The 16,939-nt window shown below is 65.1% G+C and carries 19 protein-coding genes; 9 read left to right on the top strand and 10 right to left on the bottom strand.

The window, feature by feature from the left end:
- Positions 1 to 51: 51 nt before the first annotated feature.
- Both C7R54_RS25710 and C7R54_RS25705 read left to right on the top strand, forming a co-directional pair.
- Positions 52 to 900, top strand: a complete 849-nt coding sequence (locus C7R54_RS25710; RefSeq protein ID WP_129153772.1) for a LysR substrate-binding domain-containing protein — start codon at positions 52 to 54, stop codon at positions 898 to 900.
- A gap of 10 nt (positions 901 to 910) precedes the next feature.
- The gene (locus C7R54_RS25705) at positions 911 to 1,363 is read left to right on the top strand and encodes a DUF2214 family protein (RefSeq protein WP_129153771.1); all 453 of its coding nucleotides are present in this window, start codon (positions 911 to 913) and stop codon (positions 1,361 to 1,363) included.
- Between the two features lie 14 nt (positions 1,364 to 1,377).
- Here the strand turns inward: C7R54_RS25705 and C7R54_RS29320 are convergent, their stop codons facing one another.
- From C7R54_RS29320 to C7R54_RS25695, 3 genes are read right to left on the bottom strand one after another with little or no spacing between them, the layout of a single operon-like run.
- Complete coding sequence (locus tag C7R54_RS29320; RefSeq protein WP_240039720.1) at positions 1,378 to 1,785, bottom strand: DUF4180 domain-containing protein; 408 nt, start codon at positions 1,783 to 1,785, stop codon at positions 1,378 to 1,380.
- Positions 1,766 to 2,653 (bottom strand): alpha/beta fold hydrolase, encoded by an 888-nt coding sequence (locus C7R54_RS25700; protein ID WP_240039719.1) that lies wholly within the window; start codon positions 2,651 to 2,653, stop codon positions 1,766 to 1,768. Before C7R54_RS25700 ends, C7R54_RS29320 begins: the two co-directional genes overlap by 20 nt.
- Positions 2,650 to 3,063, bottom strand: a complete 414-nt coding sequence (locus tag C7R54_RS25695) for a helix-turn-helix domain-containing protein (protein ID WP_129153770.1) — start codon at positions 3,061 to 3,063, stop codon at positions 2,650 to 2,652. Before C7R54_RS25695 ends, C7R54_RS25700 begins: the two co-directional genes overlap by 4 nt.
- Before the next feature lie 379 nt (positions 3,064 to 3,442).
- Here C7R54_RS25695 and C7R54_RS25690 point away from each other — a divergent pair, with 379 nt between their 5' ends.
- The 5 genes from C7R54_RS25690 (at position 3,443) to C7R54_RS25670 (ending at position 8,657) form a co-directional block, all read left to right on the top strand.
- Positions 3,443 to 5,176, top strand: coding sequence for a 2-isopropylmalate synthase (locus C7R54_RS25690; RefSeq protein ID WP_129153769.1), 1,734 nt, complete (start codon positions 3,443 to 3,445; stop codon positions 5,174 to 5,176).
- 160 nt (positions 5,177 to 5,336) lie between these two features.
- Positions 5,337 to 6,257, top strand: a complete 921-nt coding sequence (locus tag C7R54_RS25685) for a LysR substrate-binding domain-containing protein (RefSeq protein WP_129153768.1) — start codon at positions 5,337 to 5,339, stop codon at positions 6,255 to 6,257.
- On the top strand, positions 6,211 to 6,438 hold the full coding sequence (locus tag C7R54_RS25680; protein WP_129153767.1) for a hypothetical protein: 228 nt from the start codon (positions 6,211 to 6,213) through the stop codon (positions 6,436 to 6,438). The genes C7R54_RS25685 and C7R54_RS25680 overlap by 47 nt, the downstream gene beginning before the upstream one ends.
- Entirely contained in the window at positions 6,435 to 7,361 is a 927-nt protein-coding gene (locus C7R54_RS25675) for an AEC family transporter (protein ID WP_129153766.1), read from the top strand. Before C7R54_RS25680 ends, C7R54_RS25675 begins: the two co-directional genes overlap by 4 nt.
- A 150-nt stretch (positions 7,362 to 7,511) precedes the next feature.
- The gene (locus C7R54_RS25670; RefSeq protein ID WP_129153765.1) at positions 7,512 to 8,657 is read left to right on the top strand and encodes a hypothetical protein; all 1,146 of its coding nucleotides are present in this window, start codon (positions 7,512 to 7,514) and stop codon (positions 8,655 to 8,657) included.
- Positions 8,658 to 8,784: 127 nt separating this feature from the next.
- Here the strand turns inward: C7R54_RS25670 and gltA are convergent, their stop codons facing one another.
- The 7 genes from gltA to C7R54_RS25635 form a co-directional block, all read right to left on the bottom strand.
- Positions 8,785 to 10,095 (bottom strand): citrate synthase, encoded by a 1,311-nt coding sequence (gene gltA / locus C7R54_RS25665; RefSeq protein ID WP_129153764.1) that lies wholly within the window; start codon positions 10,093 to 10,095, stop codon positions 8,785 to 8,787.
- Between the two features lie 16 nt (positions 10,096 to 10,111).
- Positions 10,112 to 10,372: a succinate dehydrogenase assembly factor 2 gene (locus C7R54_RS25660; protein ID WP_129153763.1), complete on the bottom strand. Its 261-nt coding sequence runs from the start codon at positions 10,370 to 10,372 to the stop codon at positions 10,112 to 10,114.
- A gap of 18 nt (positions 10,373 to 10,390) precedes the next feature.
- Positions 10,391 to 11,107, bottom strand: a complete 717-nt coding sequence (locus tag C7R54_RS25655) for a succinate dehydrogenase iron-sulfur subunit (protein ID WP_129153762.1) — start codon at positions 11,105 to 11,107, stop codon at positions 10,391 to 10,393.
- Between the two features lie 13 nt (positions 11,108 to 11,120).
- On the bottom strand, positions 11,121 to 12,899 hold the full coding sequence (sdhA, locus tag C7R54_RS25650) for a succinate dehydrogenase flavoprotein subunit (protein WP_129153761.1): 1,779 nt from the start codon (positions 12,897 to 12,899) through the stop codon (positions 11,121 to 11,123).
- A 3-nt stretch (positions 12,900 to 12,902) separates the two neighbouring features.
- Entirely contained in the window at positions 12,903 to 13,286 is a 384-nt protein-coding gene (sdhD, locus tag C7R54_RS25645; RefSeq protein ID WP_129153760.1) for a succinate dehydrogenase, hydrophobic membrane anchor protein, read from the bottom strand.
- A complete protein-coding gene (gene sdhC, locus C7R54_RS25640) occupies positions 13,287 to 13,700 on the bottom strand; it encodes a succinate dehydrogenase, cytochrome b556 subunit (RefSeq protein WP_129153759.1) in 414 nt (137 codons plus the stop codon).
- A 146-nt stretch (positions 13,701 to 13,846) separates the two neighbouring features.
- Positions 13,847 to 14,632, bottom strand: a complete 786-nt coding sequence (locus C7R54_RS25635) for a GntR family transcriptional regulator (protein WP_129153758.1) — start codon at positions 14,630 to 14,632, stop codon at positions 13,847 to 13,849.
- Between the two features lie 337 nt (positions 14,633 to 14,969).
- Here C7R54_RS25635 and C7R54_RS25630 point away from each other — a divergent pair, with 337 nt between their 5' ends.
- Both C7R54_RS25630 and prpB read left to right on the top strand, forming a co-directional pair.
- On the top strand, positions 14,970 to 15,959 hold the full coding sequence (locus tag C7R54_RS25630; RefSeq protein WP_129153757.1) for a malate dehydrogenase: 990 nt from the start codon (positions 14,970 to 14,972) through the stop codon (positions 15,957 to 15,959).
- A 72-nt stretch (positions 15,960 to 16,031) separates the two neighbouring features.
- The gene (gene prpB / locus C7R54_RS25625; RefSeq protein WP_129153756.1) at positions 16,032 to 16,919 is read left to right on the top strand and encodes a methylisocitrate lyase; all 888 of its coding nucleotides are present in this window, start codon (positions 16,032 to 16,034) and stop codon (positions 16,917 to 16,919) included.
- Positions 16,920 to 16,939: the final 20 nt, after the last annotated feature.

Raw genomic sequence — 16,939 nt, 5'->3', positions numbered from 1 at the left:
CCAGTTTTCCAGCGAAATACATCAGAAAAACTGAAGTGGGAAGCAAGCCGGATGCGCAACCTGGACATGGAGCTGCTGCGAACTTTCGTCGCCGTCGTGGAGCGGGAGTCCTTTGCCGCCGCCGCGCAGAGCGTGACGCGCAGCCAATCCGCCGTGACGCAGCAAATGCAGCGGCTGGAATCGCAGACCGGCAAGCGCCTGTTCGAGCGCAGCGGGCGCGCCAAGCGCCTGACCGCCGAAGGGCGGCAGTTGCTGGACTATGCGCGCCGGCTGCTGGCGCTCAACGACGAGGCCTGCATGGCCATCGACGGCCGCAGCGTCACGGGCGAAGTGCGGCTGGGCGCGCCGCACGACATCGCGGATACCATCCTGCCCAACCTGCTGGCGCATTGCTCCAGCGTGTACCCGGAATTGCGGATCGCGATCCACATGGGACGCAGCCCCCACCTGGTGCAGTCCCTGCGCCAGGGCGACATCGACATGACCGTGGCCGCCTGCGAGGCGCCCGAACTGCGCGCGCTGACGTTGCGCACGTCGCCCATCGTCTGGATGTGCGCGGCCAACTACCGGCACGATCCCACGCGCCCGCTGCCCCTCATCGTCGCGGCGGAATCGAGCCTGTTCCGCCGCCTGGCCATCGAACACCTGGAGCGCGCCGGCGTGTCATGGCGCATCACTTACACTTCACCCACCGTCGTGGGCGTGCGGGCCGCGGTGCGGGCCGGGCTGGGCGTCACGGCCCGTTCCATCGAAATGCTGGGCAGCGACCTGCGCGTACTGGGCGACGACGCCGCCCTGCCCCGGCTGCCCGACGTCAGCTTCAATCTCTACCTGAGCTCCCTGGGCGCCCAGCCCCTGGCGCAACGGCTTTTCGACTCGCTGCAGCATTGCAGTTTCTGAAGGAGCTACCATGGTGACCGACGCTTTGCTCGCGTGGCTGCATTACCTGGCCATTTTCGGCCTGCTCGTTCCGATGGCCGCGCAAGCCGTGCTGCTGCGTCCAGACATGCCTGCCGCGACCGTGCGGCGCCTGGCGAACTACGACATCTTCTATGCCGCCTGTGCGGTGCTGGTGCTGGCGACGGGCCTGCTGCGCCTGTTCCTGGGCATCAAGGGCGTGCAGTTCTATACGCCCAATCCCTGGTTCCACGCCAAGATGACGCTGTTCGTCATCATCGCCCTGTGCTCGGTGCGTCCCACCATCGCGTTCATCAAATGGCGGCGCCAGGCCCGGCACCTGCCGGGCTTCGTGCCCACCAACCAGGAGATCGCGCGCGTGCGCCGCTGGGTCATGATAGAAGCCCATCTGTTCCTGCTGCTGCCGTTGTGCGCGGCGATGATGGCGCGCGGCGTGGGACGCTGACACCGGCCGCCGTGCTAGCGCCGCAGCGCGTCCACCGTGGCGACGAACCTCACATGCCCGCCACGGTTGGACTCCCGTACATAGGCGCGCAAGGCTACGCTGTCGGCCAGCCACGGCTCGATATCCCCCACCACCGCCAGCTTGAAGCCGTAGTTGACGAGTTTTTGCGCGATGGCGCCGGCCGCCCCCGTGTGAAGGCGGAAGAAATCCTCGTGCAGTGTCGCGACGTCGACCGCGATCCACTCCGCATCCTGCGCACGGGCCGCGACGATCAGGTCCAGGGCATCGTCCTCGCGGCGCAGGGAAGCGGCCGGGGCGTGCCAGGCCAGCACGCGCGGCACTGGGCAGGCAGCGTGTGCCGGCGACACGCCTGCGCCGCGTGATTCCGGCGACGCCGGTGTTTCAACGGCATGATCGGTCATCGTGATCGTCGCCTTCACAAAGAAAATCCAGGATCCTTTCGCGTTGCCCGTGGATGAAGTGGCGCTGCGCCGGAAGCAATTCGACACGGGCTTGTGGTGCAAGACGGCCCAGGCGGTCGCGGGTATGACGGGAATCGAGCATGACGTCCCGACCGCCGACAATGACCAGCGTGGGCGCCCGCAGCCCCTGCAAGGCCTCGTCGGCGAAGACCGGAATGGTTTCCCGGCGCGGCCTGAAGCCCCGGTCTATCTCATCCATCAGGCGCCGGCTCGCCAGCTCGGCGGGCGTGACCGGCCGGGGCAGTTCGCCCAGCACTTGCCGCCGGACGATGGCGCGACCGCTCTCGCCCAGCGCCAACAAGGGCAAGGCCCACCAGAGGAACGCGCGTTGCCGCCCGATCCCCGGCGGGCACAGCAAGGCCAAGCGTTTGACACGGCGGGGGCATCGCAGCGCCAGGTCCAGCGCCAGCCATGCGCCCAGCGAGATGCCAGCGAAAGCGGCCCGTTCCAGCCGCAAGCCGTCGAGCACCTCCGCCAGCCAGCGCGCATGGGCGTCGCCGGACAGCGGAGGACGCGAGGCCGCGCTGGGCCCTGCCTCGCCGATCACATCGACGGCATGGATATGGAAGTGCGCGGCCCATGCGGTCACGTAATGCAGCCAGCTCGCGGCCGTGCTCGCAGCGCCATGCAACAGCACCAGCGGCGGCGCATCCGCGCGTCCGCACACGATCACGTGCGTGCGCCCCTGCCCGGTGACCAGCTCGATGCGACGGTGGCCGGCGGGCCAATGCGCCACGGCCGCGGCATAGGCCTCCCCCACCGCCCGGGCGTGCCGCGGCGTCTTGAAATGCACGGGGGACCGGCTCATCGAGCACCGTTTTCGAGCAAGGTCTGCAGCGCGGACAGCAGCGCGGCCGTATCCGCCGGCGTCGCCATGACGATGACCTTCAACTGGCTGGTGGCGGGATCGTAGGCCAAGTCCACCCGCATCGGGGCGTCGCGCGCTGGCCGGCCTGCCGTCATTGCGTGCAAGGACCGCGCGAGGTAACGATGCAGGGCTTGGGATGCATCGGGGATATCCACGATGCAGGTCGCTCGCGCGCTGCGCGGCGCGGCCGCTGTCGCGCGCGTCGGCGCGAACGCGGCCAGGTCGGCATCGGCGATTCGATAGGACTTGCCGATCTTGGCAGCCGGCAGGCGTTGCTCGCGGATATAGCGCAGGACGGTTTTCGGATGAATGCGCAGGCGGGCGGCCGCGTCTTCGACAGTCAGGAACATGGGTAGGCGGGAACGTCAAAATACTCCCAATTATTCCATTAAATAGGACTCCATAGGGAACAATTAAAGCCTCGAAGGGGATATGGCGCTGTCCGGGACGACAAGTCCGCCCCTGTCTCTTTCACCGCATCGCTTGTCTGTCACGCGACAGCCACGCGGCCGGAGGAAATCTATAGTACCAGGCGGAACACATCCCCCGCCCCAGGCTCATGTCCGCTACTTGGCTGTCCGTGCAACGACTACTACCCCTGCCTCCCGGCCGGGGTCGGCACGCATGCGCCTGCGTACCCACCTATCCTGATTCCCCCTGACCCCGGACCTCGGCAGCTTCCCGCAAGCAGGGGAATCAGGTCTGTCCGATACCCTATCCGAGGTCCCCATGCTGTCCCATCCTTCCACCCGCTATCGCGCCCTCCCCGCCGTCGACATTCCCGACCGCCAGTGGCCCGCGCGCACGCTGACCCAGGCGCCGGTCTGGTTGTCCACCGACCTGCGCGACGGCAACCAGGCGCTGTTCGAGCCGATGAACCGCGAGCGCAAGCTGCGCCTGTTCCATGAACTGGTGCGCATCGGTTTCAAGGAAATCGAAGTCGGCTTTCCGTCCGCGTCGCGCACCGACTATGAGATCGTGCGCCACCTGATCGACGCCGACCTGATTCCGGCAGACGTCACGCCCATGGTCATCACGCAATTGCGCGAGGACCTGATCGAGGCCACCGTGCGCAGCGTCGCCGGCGCGCGCCGCGTAATCGTGCATTTCTACAATGCCATCGCGCCGGCGTGGCGCGAGATCGTGTTCAACATGCGCGTGCCGGAGATCATCGCCATGGTCGAGCGCCATATCGGCTTGCTGCGGACACTGACCGCCGCGCACCCGGAAACGGAATGGATCCTGCAGTACTCGCCCGAGACCTTCTGCATGGCCGAGCTCGACGTGTCGCTGGCCGTCTGCAATGCCGCCATCCGGGCGTGGGACGCGGGGCCGCAACGGCCCATGATCGTCAACCTGCCGACCACGGTGGAAGTCTCCACGCCCAACGTCTTCGCCGACCAGATCGAGTGGATGGACCGCCGCCTGGAACGCCGTGAGCACATCGTGCTGTCCGTGCATCCGCACAACGACCGCGGCACCGGCGTGGCGTGCGCCGAGCAGGCCATGCTGGCCGGCGCGCAGCGGGTGGAGGGCTGCCTGTTCGGCAATGGCGAGCGCAGCGGCAACCTGGATGTCGTGACGCTGGCCTTGAACCTTTATACGCAGGGCATCGCGCCGGGCCTGGACTTCTCCGATATCGCCGCGGTCGCGCGCATCGCCGAGGAGTGCACCGCCCTGCCTATCCACCCGCGCCACCCCTATGTCGGCGACCTGGTCTTCACCGCCTTCTCCGGATCGCACCAGGACGCCATCGCCAAGGGCTTCGCGGCGCAGGACCCCGACGGGCCATGGCGCGTTCCCTACCTGCCCATCGATCCGCATGACCTGGGACGTACCTATGACAGCATCGTGCGGGTCAACAGCCAGTCCGGCAAGGGCGGCATCGCCTTCCTGCTGCAACGCGACCACGGCGTGGTCATGCCGCGCCGCATGCAGGTCGAGTTCAGCGCCATCGTGCAGGCGCAGGCCGACGCCAGCGAGACGGAGCTGACCAGCGAGCAGATCTGGGCCTTGTTCGAGAAGACCTATCTGGCGCCGTCCCTGGCGCCCGACGGCGTGCCTGCCGCGTCGGGCCGGACGGCGGACGGGCGTTCCGACGGTGTGCCCCGTGCTTACACCTATCGGCGCCATCGCCTCTACGAATGCGAGGAAGGCCAGGGCATGGAACTGGAGTTCTACGCCCCGGACGGCTCGGTCCACGTGCGGCAAGGCGCCGGCAACGGCCCCATCGCCGCCGCCGTCGCCGCCCTCGCCCTGCCCCTGCGCATCGACAGCTATGAAGAACGCAGCCTGGGCAGCGGCGCCGACGCGTCGGCCATCGCCATCGTCGAAACCGCCTGGCCCGGTGTGCCCGGGTCGCGCTTCGGCGTAGGCAGGCACGCCAACATCGTCACCGCCTCCATCCTGGCGGTCCTCAGCGCGGCGACACGCTACGGGACGGACGCCGCCCGTCCGTCTTGAGCATCGCGTTCCAGCAAAGGCACCCCGGCCTCTTCAGGCCGGGGGTTTGCACCCGCGCCGGCAAGGACACGTCCTCGAACCCGCCCGACTGTCCATTGCAGGTGGAGGAATACAATCGTATCGACGTCGACGCCCTGCCCCCTCCCGGAACCCTGTCCTCATGTCCCTACGCGCGTTGAGAACCCTGGTCGCCATCGCGCAGCATGGTTCGTTCGTACGCGCGGCCGAAGCGGTGTTCCTCACCCAGTCCGCCGTCAGCGTGCAGGTGCGACAACTGGAGCGCGAGTTCAACGCCGCCCTTTTCGACCGGTCGCACCGCGTGCCGACGCTCACGGATGCCGGCAAGATCGTGCTGGAACGGGCGCACGAGATTCTCGCCTTGTACGATGGCTTGCATACCGAACTGGTGGAAAGCGAAAAGCTGTCGGGCCGGCTGCGGCTGGGGGCGATACGGTCCATCTTCGCCGACATCCTGCCCACCGCGCTTGCGCAATTGCAGGCCCAGCATCCCAAGCTGCGCATCCTGGTGTCATCGGGCCTGTCCGCGGAACTCGCGGTACGCCTGACCAATGACGAACTGGATGTGGCCATCACCACGGAACCGGTCAAGCCCCATCCGCCGGACCTGGTCAGCACGCCGCTTTACCGGGAGGACTACTGGATCGTCGCCCCGCGCGAGGCCGCGAACAAGGATGCCCGGCGCATCCTGCAGGAGTATCCGCTGATACGTTTCGACCAGCACTCCTGGGCCGGCCGCACCATCACACGCGAACTGCGCAAGCAGAAGCTGAAGGTCGACATCGGCATGGAGCTCGATGACCTGGAGGCCATCGTGCAGATGGTCTCCAAGGGCCTGGGCGCGGGCATCGTACCGCTGTTCACCAGCAAGCTGGCCACCAGCCAGGGCCTGACCTGCCTGCCCTTCGGCAGCCCGCAGCGACACCGCAAGGTCGTCATCCTGGAGCGGGCAGGCAGGCCATCCCTGCAATTCGCCCAGGCCGTGGCCCACGAGATCCAGGAATGCGCGGAACGGCATGCCGCGCACCATGACCGGCTCGATGGCGGTCGAGCCGGCGATTGATCGGGCAATCTATCCCGCAATTCATCCGCGCCCCCCAGCGCCCCCCGATCCACAAATTTTTTTCAAGCCAAACCGGATTATTTATCGTTTTGCTTTATTGATCCACGGCGCTATCGTTCTGCATCCAGCCATTGCGTCGCTTGCCATGGAGTCGGTAGAAAAGAACAGGGAGACTGAATGATTACCGCGTTGCTCGCCTCGGTTGCGCCGATCGCATTATTGATTGCGCTAGGGTGGGAGCTACGCCGCCGCAAGGTCCTGTCCGATCCGTTCTGGGCCCAGGCCGAGCGCCTGAGCTACTACATCCTGCTGCCCGCCCTCTTCGTCCACGGCCTGGCGACGGCCAAGCTGGACGGACTGCCCATCAAGGCGATGGTGGCGACCCTGGTCTGCTCCACCACCATCGTGGCCCTGCTGGTCCTGGCGACGCGCCGCACGGCCGGTGTCGGCAATCCGGCCTTCACGTCCATCTTCCAGGGCGGCATCCGGTTCAACAACTATGTCGGCATCTCAGCCGCGGCGGGGCTGCTGGGCGCCCAGGGGGTCGCGCTCGCCGCCGTCGCCAATGCCGCCATCATCCCCACCGTCAATGTGCTGTGCGTGCTGGTCTTCGCGCGTTATGGGAATATCGGCCAGCTGTCCCTGAAGAACGTGCTGAAGCAGCTCGCCTTGAATCCGCTGGTCGTCGCCAGCGTGCTGGGCATAGCCCTGAAGGCGACGGACTTCCCGCTGCCGGGGGTATTCGAGCAAGTGCTCAAGTCGCTGGGGCAGGCGTCGCTGCCGCTGGGCCTGCTGTGCGTCGGCGCGGCCCTGGATTTCGGCGCCGCGCGCTCCTGGATGCGACCGACGATATTCGCGTCGATATTCAAGTTCGCGCTGATGCCCCTGGTCACCGTGCTGGCCTGCCACCTCTTCGCCTTGAGCGGCCCGGCGGCCACGGCCGCGATCATTTTCCAGGCGCTGCCCACCGCGTCTTCGTCCTACATCATGGCGCGCCAACTGGGCGGCGATGCGCCGCTGATGGCCGGCATCATCGCCGTGCAAACCGTCGTCGCCGGTATCTCGCTGCCGGCATCGGTACTGCTTTTCACCTCCTGGATCTAGCCGGCCTGGCGCGGCATCCCCCACTTTGGTGATGCGCCCGCGCCGCCCGCCGCTGAATAATTCCCCGATGCGGCGGATTCCCCCACCATGGCCACCGTCCCGCGCGTAGCGCGGAGGATGGACCGCGCCGCAATGAACCGGAGCATTGTCATGTACGCACGACCCCTGGTCCTTGTCGCCATGGCGGCGGTATCCGCCGTCCCGGCCGCGTCACGAGCCGCCTGCGAGGCGGAGGCGCGCGCGCAGTACGGCCCGGGCGCCGCCGAGCTCGCGCAACAATCCATAGACCGCTTCAACAAGCGGGTGAATACGAACGACCTGGGCCTGGCGCGGGAAACGCTGGCGCTTTACGAGAATACGGGGGCGAACACGCGCAACGTGCCCATGGTGGCGTGCAGGCGAGCCGCGATGCAGCAAAGGGTCGCGCAATTGTCCTCGGCGGGCGCAAAGTCACCCGGCGGCGGCACCCAGGTTCCGGCCCGGGAGCAGTCGCGTGCCGCCGGCGCGGGTGACAGTCGGGCTGCCACCGCCCCTGGCACGCCGGCGACGGGAACAGCGCAATTCTGCGCGGCGTACGTCTATGACGAACCGCCGCCGGGCGGGCGCGCATCCTTCGCGGGCGGCTCGGCTTTCATCACGAAGATCTTCACCTTCGACGCCACGCCTCACGGCTTCTACGACGACGATACGAAGCTGGGCCAGCTGTGGAAAAGCTATATCAAGTCCGAGCGCAAGATATACACCGAAGCGGGCTGCATCAAGGCGTCGGAGTACAACGACTTCTTAAGGGACATGGGCAGGCAGAAGCCGGTAAAGGTCGTCGAGTGGACGCCGGCCGCCGCGGCCGGCATCGTGGCTCGCCAGCATCGCGACGCACTTTCCGGCAAGTACGGTCCCCGTTCCGACACGCTGCGGGCGGCGAATGACGCGGCCAGCCAGCAGGGCAGTGGCGGCAGGAAGCGCGTCGTGTTGAAGAACCTCGGCAAGCAATGCATCAAGCCCACCGACATCCGCATGGACCGGGACGTCAAGGGTATGTACTGGTACAAGATGCAGAACACCTGCTCCCAGGCCTTGTTGGTTTCCTGGTGCGACTTCAACGGCGGCAAGCCCTGCGTGGACGGCACCAATTCCGCGTGGAATATCCGTGGCGGAGAAAGCTACGAAGCATGGGCCGACGTCGATCCCAAGGACGGTCGCTTCCACCTGCGCTGGAGCGCCTGCGAACCGACCGCCAACGGTCGCGAGGTTTACTACGACAAGAGAAAAGACCAATGCTGGACGTGGTCGGAATAAGCCGAGTAAACGGATAAAGCGCATCGCGCAATGAAAAAGGCCTGTGCGCATGGCACAGGCCTTTCTCCTTCGCGAACCACGTGGGCCGGCCCCGCGCCGACAGGCCGCGGGGGAACGGCGCCAGGGATTACTTCTTCTTGCGGTCCGGCACGTCGCGGGTCACCGAACCCGTGAACAGCTGGCGCGGACGGCCGATCTTGTAATCGGGATCCGACAGCATTTCATTCCACTGGGCGATCCAGCCCACGGTGCGGGCCAGCGCGAAGTTGGCGGTGAACAGCGCGGTCGGGATGCCGATGGCGCGCTGCACGATGCCCGAGTAGAAGTCGACGTTCGGGTACAGCTTGCGGTCGACGAAGTACTGGTCTTCCAGGGCGATACGCTCCAGCTCCATGGAGAGCTTGAACAGCGGATCGTTTTCCAGGCCCAGGGCCGCCAGCACTTCCTTGCACGTCTGCTGCATCAGCTTGGCGCGCGGGTCGTAGTTCTTGTAGACGCGGTGGCCAAAGCCCATCAGGCGCACGCCCGAGTTCTTGTCCTTGACCTTCTCCATGAACTCGCCCACCTTGGCCACGCCGCCTTCGGCTTGCAGCTGCTCCAGCATCTGCAGGCAGGCTTCGTTGGCGCCGCCGTGAGCGGGACCCCACAGGCACGCCACGCCGGCCGCGATGGCGGCGAACGGGTTGGTGCCCGACGAACCGCACAGGCGCACGGTCGAGGTCGAGGCGTTCTGCTCGTGGTCGGCATGCAGGATGAAGATGCGGTCCAGCGCGCGCTCGACCACTTCGTTCACCTTGTAGTCCTCGCACGGGGTGGCGAACATCATGCGCAGGAAGTTGCCGGTGTACGACAGGTCGTTCTGCGGATAGATGAAAGGCTGGCCCTGCGAGTACTTGTACGCCATCGCGACCAGGGTCGGCATCTTGGCGATCAGGCGGATCGCGGAGATGTGGCGGTGTTGCGGATTGGTGATGTCCAGCGAGTCGTGATAGAAGGCCGACAGCGCGCCGACCAGGCCGGTCAGCACGGCCATCGGGTGCGCGTCGCGGCGGAAGCCGCGCAGGAAGAAGTGCAGCTGCTCGTTGACCATCGTGTGATGGGTCACTTGCGAGTCGAAGTCCGCCTTTTGAGCGGCATCGGGCAGTTCGCCATTCAGGATCAGGTAGCAGATGTCCAGGAAGTCGCACTTCACCGCCAGCTGTTCAATGGGGTAGCCGCGATACAGCAGCTCGCCCTTGTCGCCGTCGATGTAGGTGATCGCCGAAGAGCACGAGGCCGTGGCCATGAAGCCGGGGTCGTACGTGAACATGCCCGTCTGGCCATACAGCTTGCGAATGTCGATGACGTCCGGACCTACCGTACCCTGGTAAATCGGAAAATCGATCGGAGCGGAGCCGTCCGAAAATGATAGGGTGGCTTTCTTGTCTGACAGTTTCATCACATTCCTCTCTAAGTTATAGCTCGCGCATCTTGTGGATGATTTCGCGTAGCTTCGGCGTGTCCAGGTCACCTTCCGGCTCTTTTCGCGCCAGCAACAGATCGAGCAAGTCGTTGTCGCCGAGTTCGAACAATTGCGTCAGCGCGGCAACGTCCTCATTCGCCAAGGACGACTCGTACGCGTCCAGGTACTTCGTAATAATCAGGTCGTTCTCGAGCAGACCGCGCCGCGCCCGCCAGCGCAGGCGGGTGCGGTCAAGATCGGTCAGCTCGCTCATGTTCACACCTTTCCTAAACTAGACCGCCCGGCGGACCATCAGTTCCTTGATCTTGCCGATGGCCTTGGTGGGGTTCAGCCCCTTCGGGCACACGTCGACGCAGTTCATGATGGTATGGCAGCGGAACAGGCGGTACGGATCCTCCAGGTTGTCCAGGCGCGCACCCGTGGCTTCGTCGCGGCTGTCGGCGATGAAGCGGTAGGCTTGCAGCAGGCCAGCCGGGCCGACGAACTTGTCCGGGTTCCACCAGAACGACGGGCACGACGTCGAGCAGCACGCGCACAGGATGCACTCGTACAGGCCATCCAGTTCCTCGCGGGCTTCCGGCGACTGCAGGCGCTCGCGCTCGGGCGGCGGCGTATCGTTGATCAGATACGGCCGGATCGAGTGGTACTGGTTGAAGAAGTGCGTCATGTCCACGATCAGGTCGCGAATCACGGGCAAGCCCGGCAGGGGCTTCAGGACGATGGGTTCCTTCAGCTCGCGCAGGTTGGTGGTACAGGCAAGCCCGTTCTTCCCGTTGATGTTCATGGCGTCCGAACCGCACACGCCTTCACGGCAGGAGCGGCGCAGGGCCAGGCTGTCGTCGACATCGTTCTTGATGCGCACCAGCGCATCGAGCAGCATCTTGTCGGTGGGCTGGAGTTCGACCTCCAGTTTCTGCATATAGGGACGCTCGTCCTTGTCAGGATCGTAGCGGTAGATCTCGAATTTAACGATACGCTTGGTGCTCATGCCAGCATCCTGCTTAGAAAGTACGCGCCTTGGGCGGGAAGGACTCGACGGTCAGCGGCTTCATCTGGACCGGTTTGTAGTCCAGGCGGCTGCCCTCCGTGTACCAGAGGGTGTGCTTGAGCCAGTTTTCGTCGTCGCGGGTCGGGTGATCATCCAGGGCGTGGGCGCCACGGCTCTCGGTGCGGTTGGCGGCCGACTTGATGGTGGCGCGCGCCACTTCGGTCATGTTGGCCAGTTCCAGCGCCTCGATACGGGCGGTGTTGAACACCTTGGACTTGTCCTTGAACGAGATATTCTTGGCCTGCTCGGCCAATTCCTCGATCTGGCCCACGCCTTCGTTCAGCAGGTCCAGCGTGCGGAACACGCCGCAGTGGCGCTGCATCGACGCGCGGATCGCGTTGGCGACGTACTGGGTCTTTTCGCCGCCCGTGCGGTTTTCCAGGGCGTTGACGCGGTCCAGCGAGAAGTCGATGGACGACTGCGACACCGGCTGGTGCGAATGCTGGCGCTCGGGATGCGAGTTGACGATGTGGTTGCCCGTGGCGCGGCCGAACACGATCAGGTCCAGCAGCGAGTTGGTGCCCAGGCGGTTGGCGCCGTGCACCGACACCGCCGCGCATTCGCCGATGGCGTACAGGCCGTTGACGACCTTGGACTCGCCATTCTTCCACTCGACCACCTGGCCGTGGTAGTTGGCCGGGATGCCGCCCATCTGGTAGTGAATGGTGGGCACGACCGGGATCGGTTCCTTGATCGGATCGACGTTGCCGAACTTGATGGCGATTTCGCGGATCGAAGGCAGGCGCTTGTTGATGACGTCGGCGCCCAGGTGGTCCAGCTTCAGCACCACGTAGCTGCCGTCCGGGCCGCAGCCGCGGCCTTCCTTGATTTCCTGGTCCATCGAGCGCGACACGAAGTCGCGCGGCGCCAGGTCCTTCAGCGTGGGCGCATAGCGCTCCATGAAACGCTCGCCATCCTTGTTCAGCAGGATGCCGCCTTCGCCGCGCACGCCTTCGGTGATCAGCACGCCCGCGCCGGCCACGCCGGTCGGGTGGAATTGCCAGAATTCCATGTCCTGCAGGGCGATGCCCGCGCGCGCCGCCATGCCCAGGCCGTCGCCGGTGTTGATGAAGGCGTTGGTCGACGCGGCCCAGATACGGCCGGCGCCGCCGGTGGCCAGCACCGTGGTCTTGGCTTCGAGCAGGTAGATTTCGCCGGTTTCCATTTCCAGCGCGGTCACGCCGACCACGTCGCCGCTTTCCGAGCGCACCAGGTCCAGCGCCATCCATTCCACGAAGAACTGGGTCCGCGTGGCGACGTTGCGCTGGTACAGCGTGTGCAGCAGGGCATGGCCCGTGCGGTCGGCGGCGGCACAGGCGCGCTGCACCGGCTTCTCGCCGAAGTTGGCGGTATGGCCGCCGAAGGGACGCTGGTAGATGGTGCCGTCCGGATTGCGGTCGAACGGCATGCCGAAGTGCTCCATCTCGTAGACGGCGCTGGGCGCTTCACGGCACATGAACTCGATCGCGTCCTGGTCGCCCAGCCAGTCCGACCCCTTCACGGTGTCGTACATGTGCCAGTACCAGTTGTCTTCGCTCATGTTGCCCAGCGAAGCGCTGACGCCACCCTGCGCCGCCACGGTGTGCGAACGCGTAGGGAATACTTTGGACAGCACCGCCACGGACAGTCCCGCCTGGGACAGTTGCAGGGAACAGCGCATGCCGGCACCGCCGGCGCCGACCACCACCACATCGAATTGGCGGCGCGGCAAGGATTTCTTGACAGCGACCACGGCTTAGAGCCTCCAGATAATTTGCGCGAAATACACGACCGAGCCGACCAGCCACAGGACGGTCAGGACCTGCAGCAGCAGGCGCACGCCCACGGGGCGCACGTAGTCCATCCAGATGTCGCGCACGCCGATCCAGGCGTGATAGGCCAGCGACAGGAAGGCCAGCGTGACCAGCAGTTGGCCCAACGGCAGCGCGTATACGTGGAAAGTGAAGAGCGCCTTCCAGCTTTCGTACGTAAAGCCCGGCATGACCAGCACGCCGATGAACAGCACCAGCGTGTAGACCGCCATGATGATCGCGGTCAGGCGCTGGGCCAGGAAATCCATCGTGCCGTAGTGGGCACCGACGACCAGGCACTTGGGCCCGTAATTCTTGCTAGCGGCCATTTACCAAGCTCCGAACAGTTTGAGACCGAAAACCACGGTCAGCGCCAGGCTGACCACGAACACGATACCGGCCGACTTGCGCGCCGAGTCCTTGTCGATGCCAATGTGCAGGTCCAGCACCAGGTAACGGATGCCGGCGCAGAAATGGTGCAGATAGCCCCAGATCAAAACCAGCAGGATCAACTTGACGATCGGGTGCCCCACGACCGAGGCCACGCCCGCGAAACTCTCGGCCGACGCCAGACTGGCGCCGAGCAAGGGCAGGATGACCAAGGGGATACAGAGGAACAACAACGCGCCGCTGACGCGATGAAGAATCGACAGACGGCCGGCCAGGGGCAGGCGGTACTTGGCGATTTGACCAATGCTGATATTGCGAAACTGCGGACGCGGCTTGGCAGCTGTGTCGGACATGACGACCTCGGTTGTCTCGAAACTAAAAATCGTGATGGCGGGAATGCCCGGACCCTGGGCAGGTCTCTGGACTCGACCCTCGGGGGTAAAACTTATCTATTTTCGCCCATGTAACGGGTTGCTATCAAATCGGATTAAAAAGCCTATCAATTCAAACTATTGCGATAGTGATAACGATCGGTACGGTATAAACCCCGACGGAGTTCCATGGGCCGGTCGCCATAAGTGTAGGAAATGCGCTCCACCTGCAGCAGGGGGGTGCCCACCGCCAGGTTCAGGGCGGCGGCGGCATCGTCGGTGGCGGCGACGGCGCGCAATTTTTCGTCGGCGCGGATCATGCTCACGCCGAACTCGGATTCGAAAAAGCCATAAAGCGGCGCCTTGTTGGCGCTGAGCGCTTCCACGGTCAGGCCGCGGAAGGCCGATCCCGGCAGATAGATTTCATCGAGCACGGTGGGCACGCCGCCGAAGGCCAGCAAGCGGCGCAGCGCGAACACCGTTTCGCCGGCGCGCAACTCCAGCGCGCGCCCCACGTCGGCCGGCGCGCGCAGGCGGCGGCAGTCGAGGATGCGGCTTTCGGCGGATTCGGTTTCGGCGCCCTCGTCGGCGGCCAGGCGCAGGAAGCGAAAGCGCACGCGCGCTTCGTGGTGGGTGGCGACGAAGGTGCCCTTGCCCTGGCGACGCAGCAGCACATGCTCGGCAGCCAGTTCGTCGACGGCCTTGCGCACGGTGCCCTGGCTGACCTGGAAGCGGGCGGCCAGGTCGATCTCGCTGGGGATGAGCTCGCCCGGCTTCCATTCGCCGCGATCCAGGCTCTGCACCAGCAGGTCCTTGATCTGGCGATATAACGGACTGAAAGCGGCGCTCGCACCGGCCGGACGGCCAGCGGTGTTCTTACTCCAAGCGGGGGCTTCTAGCCGGGGATCTGCCATTGATTTTCTTCGGTTTGCCGGCGGCCGCAGGTTTGAGGCAGGAGCCTGAAACGGGGCTGTCGCACGAGCGGCGCTATTGTTGCACAACGGCATGACGCGTGTCCAACGTCTTATGTCTTATATAAGATATAAGTCAAATTGACGTAAACGTCATGTTCGCCTTAGGATACGCCCTGCTTCGCGGGGTTGCCACCGCAGTGTTATGGCACTGCAATATGGCCATCGTTCCGCAGGTGCAAAAGACTTTTCCAAAGTCAGCAAGGATCCGCTTTCCTCGGACCTAACGATTACACTGTCCGGCGAGATTTTTTCTCGACGACTCTTACGGAGAATGTTCATGTCCAAGCCCGCTTTGCGCGTCGCCGTCACCGGCGCCGCCGGTCAAATCGGCTACGCTCTGCTGTTCCGCATCGCCTCCGGCGAAATGCTCGGCAAAGACCAGCCCGTCATCCTGCAACTGCTGGAAATCCCCGACGAAAAGGCACAGAAGGCCCTCAAGGGCGTCATCATGGAGTTGGACGATTGCGCCTTCCCGCTGCTGCAGGAAGTGACCGCGCACAGCGATCCGCGCACCGCCTTCAAGGATATCGACGTTGCCCTGCTGGTCGGCGCCCGTCCCCGCGGCCCCGGCATGGAACGCAAGGACCTGCTGACCGTCAACGCCCAGATCTTCACGGCCCAGGGCAAGGCCCTGAACGAAGTGGCCAAGCGTACCGTCAAGGTCCTGGTGGTCGGCAACCCCGCCAACACCAACGCCTACATCGCCATGAAGTCGGCGCCGGACCTGCCGGCCAAGAACTTCACCGCCATGCTGCGCCTGGATCACAACCGCGCCCTGTCGCAACTGTCGGCCAAGTCCGGCAAGCCGGTCGCCGACATCGAAAAGCTGGTCGTGTGGGGCAACCACTCGCCCACGATGTATCCGGATACCCGCTTCGCCACCGTCGGCGGCCAGAGCCTGAACAAGATCATCAACGATGACGCCTGGAACAAGGACGTCTTCATCCCGACCGTGGGCAAGCGCGGCGCCGCCATCATCGACGCGCGCGGCCTGTCGTCGGCTGCCTCGGCCGCCAACGCCGCCATCGACCACGTGCGCGACTGGGTGCTGGGCACCAACGGCAAGTGGGTCACCATGGGCGTGCCCTCGGACGGTTCCTACGGCATCCCCGAAGGCATCATCTACGGCGTGCCGGTGACCACCGCCAACGGCGAATACACCGTCATCAAGGACCTGGAAATCGATGCGTTCTCGCGCGAGCGCATGGACTTCACGCTGAAGGAGCTCCTCGAAGAGCGCGACGGCGTGAAAGACCTGCTGAAGTAATCCAGCGCAAATGAAAAAGTGGGCCCGTGCGAATGGGCCCATTTTTTTCCGTCTTCCCTCCCGGAGTACCGCATGTCCCGTCCCCCGTCGCCCGGCGCCCTGTTCCGCCAGGCCCTGACCGAAGAATCGCCGTTGCAGGTCATCGGCGCCATCAACGCCAATCATGCCCTGCTGGCCAAGCGCGCCGGCTATCGCGCGATCTACCTGTCCGGCGGCGGCGTGGCGGCTGGCTCGCTGGGCCTGCCCGACCTCGGCATCAACACGCTGGATGACGTGCTGGTGGACGTGCGCCGCATCACCGACGTCTGCGACCTGCCCTTGCTGGTCGACATCGACACCGGCTTCGGGCCGTCGGCCTTCAACATCGCCCGCACCGTCAAGAGCCTGATCAAGTTCGGCGCCGCGGCCTGCCATATCGAGGACCAGGTCGGCGCCAAGCGCTGCGGCCACCGTCCCGGCAAGGAAATCGTGTCCACCGAGGAGATGGCCGACCGCGTCAAGGCCGCGGCCGACGCCCGCACCGATGACGATTTCTACCTGATCGCCCGCACCGACGCCATCGCGTCGCACGGCGTGGACGCCGCCATCGAACGCGCGCTGAAGTGCGTGGAGGCCGGTGCCGACGCCATCTTCGCGGAAGCCGCCTACGACCTGCCGACCTACGACAAGTTCGTGCGCGCGGTGGGCGTACCGGTGCTGGCCAACATCACCGAATTCGGCAAGACGCCGCTGTTCAGTGTGGACGAACTGAAGTCCGTGGGCGTGGGCATCGTGCTCTATCCGCTGTCTGCCTTCCGCGCCATGAACAAGGCCGCCGAAGCGGTCTACACCGCGATCCGCCGCGACGGCCACCAGAAGAACGTGGTGGACCTGATGCAGACCCGCGACGAGCTTTACGACCGCATCGGCTACCACGCCTTCGAATCGCAGCTGGACGCGCTGTTCAGCAAGTCGAAGTAACAGCAAGTCGAACAATACTC

This window comes from Achromobacter aloeverae (assembly GCF_004121055.1).
GTDB classification, from domain to species: Bacteria; Pseudomonadota; Gammaproteobacteria; order Burkholderiales; family Burkholderiaceae_B; genus Bordetella_C; species Bordetella_C aloeverae.
Note: the sequence above shows the minus strand (reverse complement) of the source record. Positions and strands in the feature narration are given on the sequence as shown.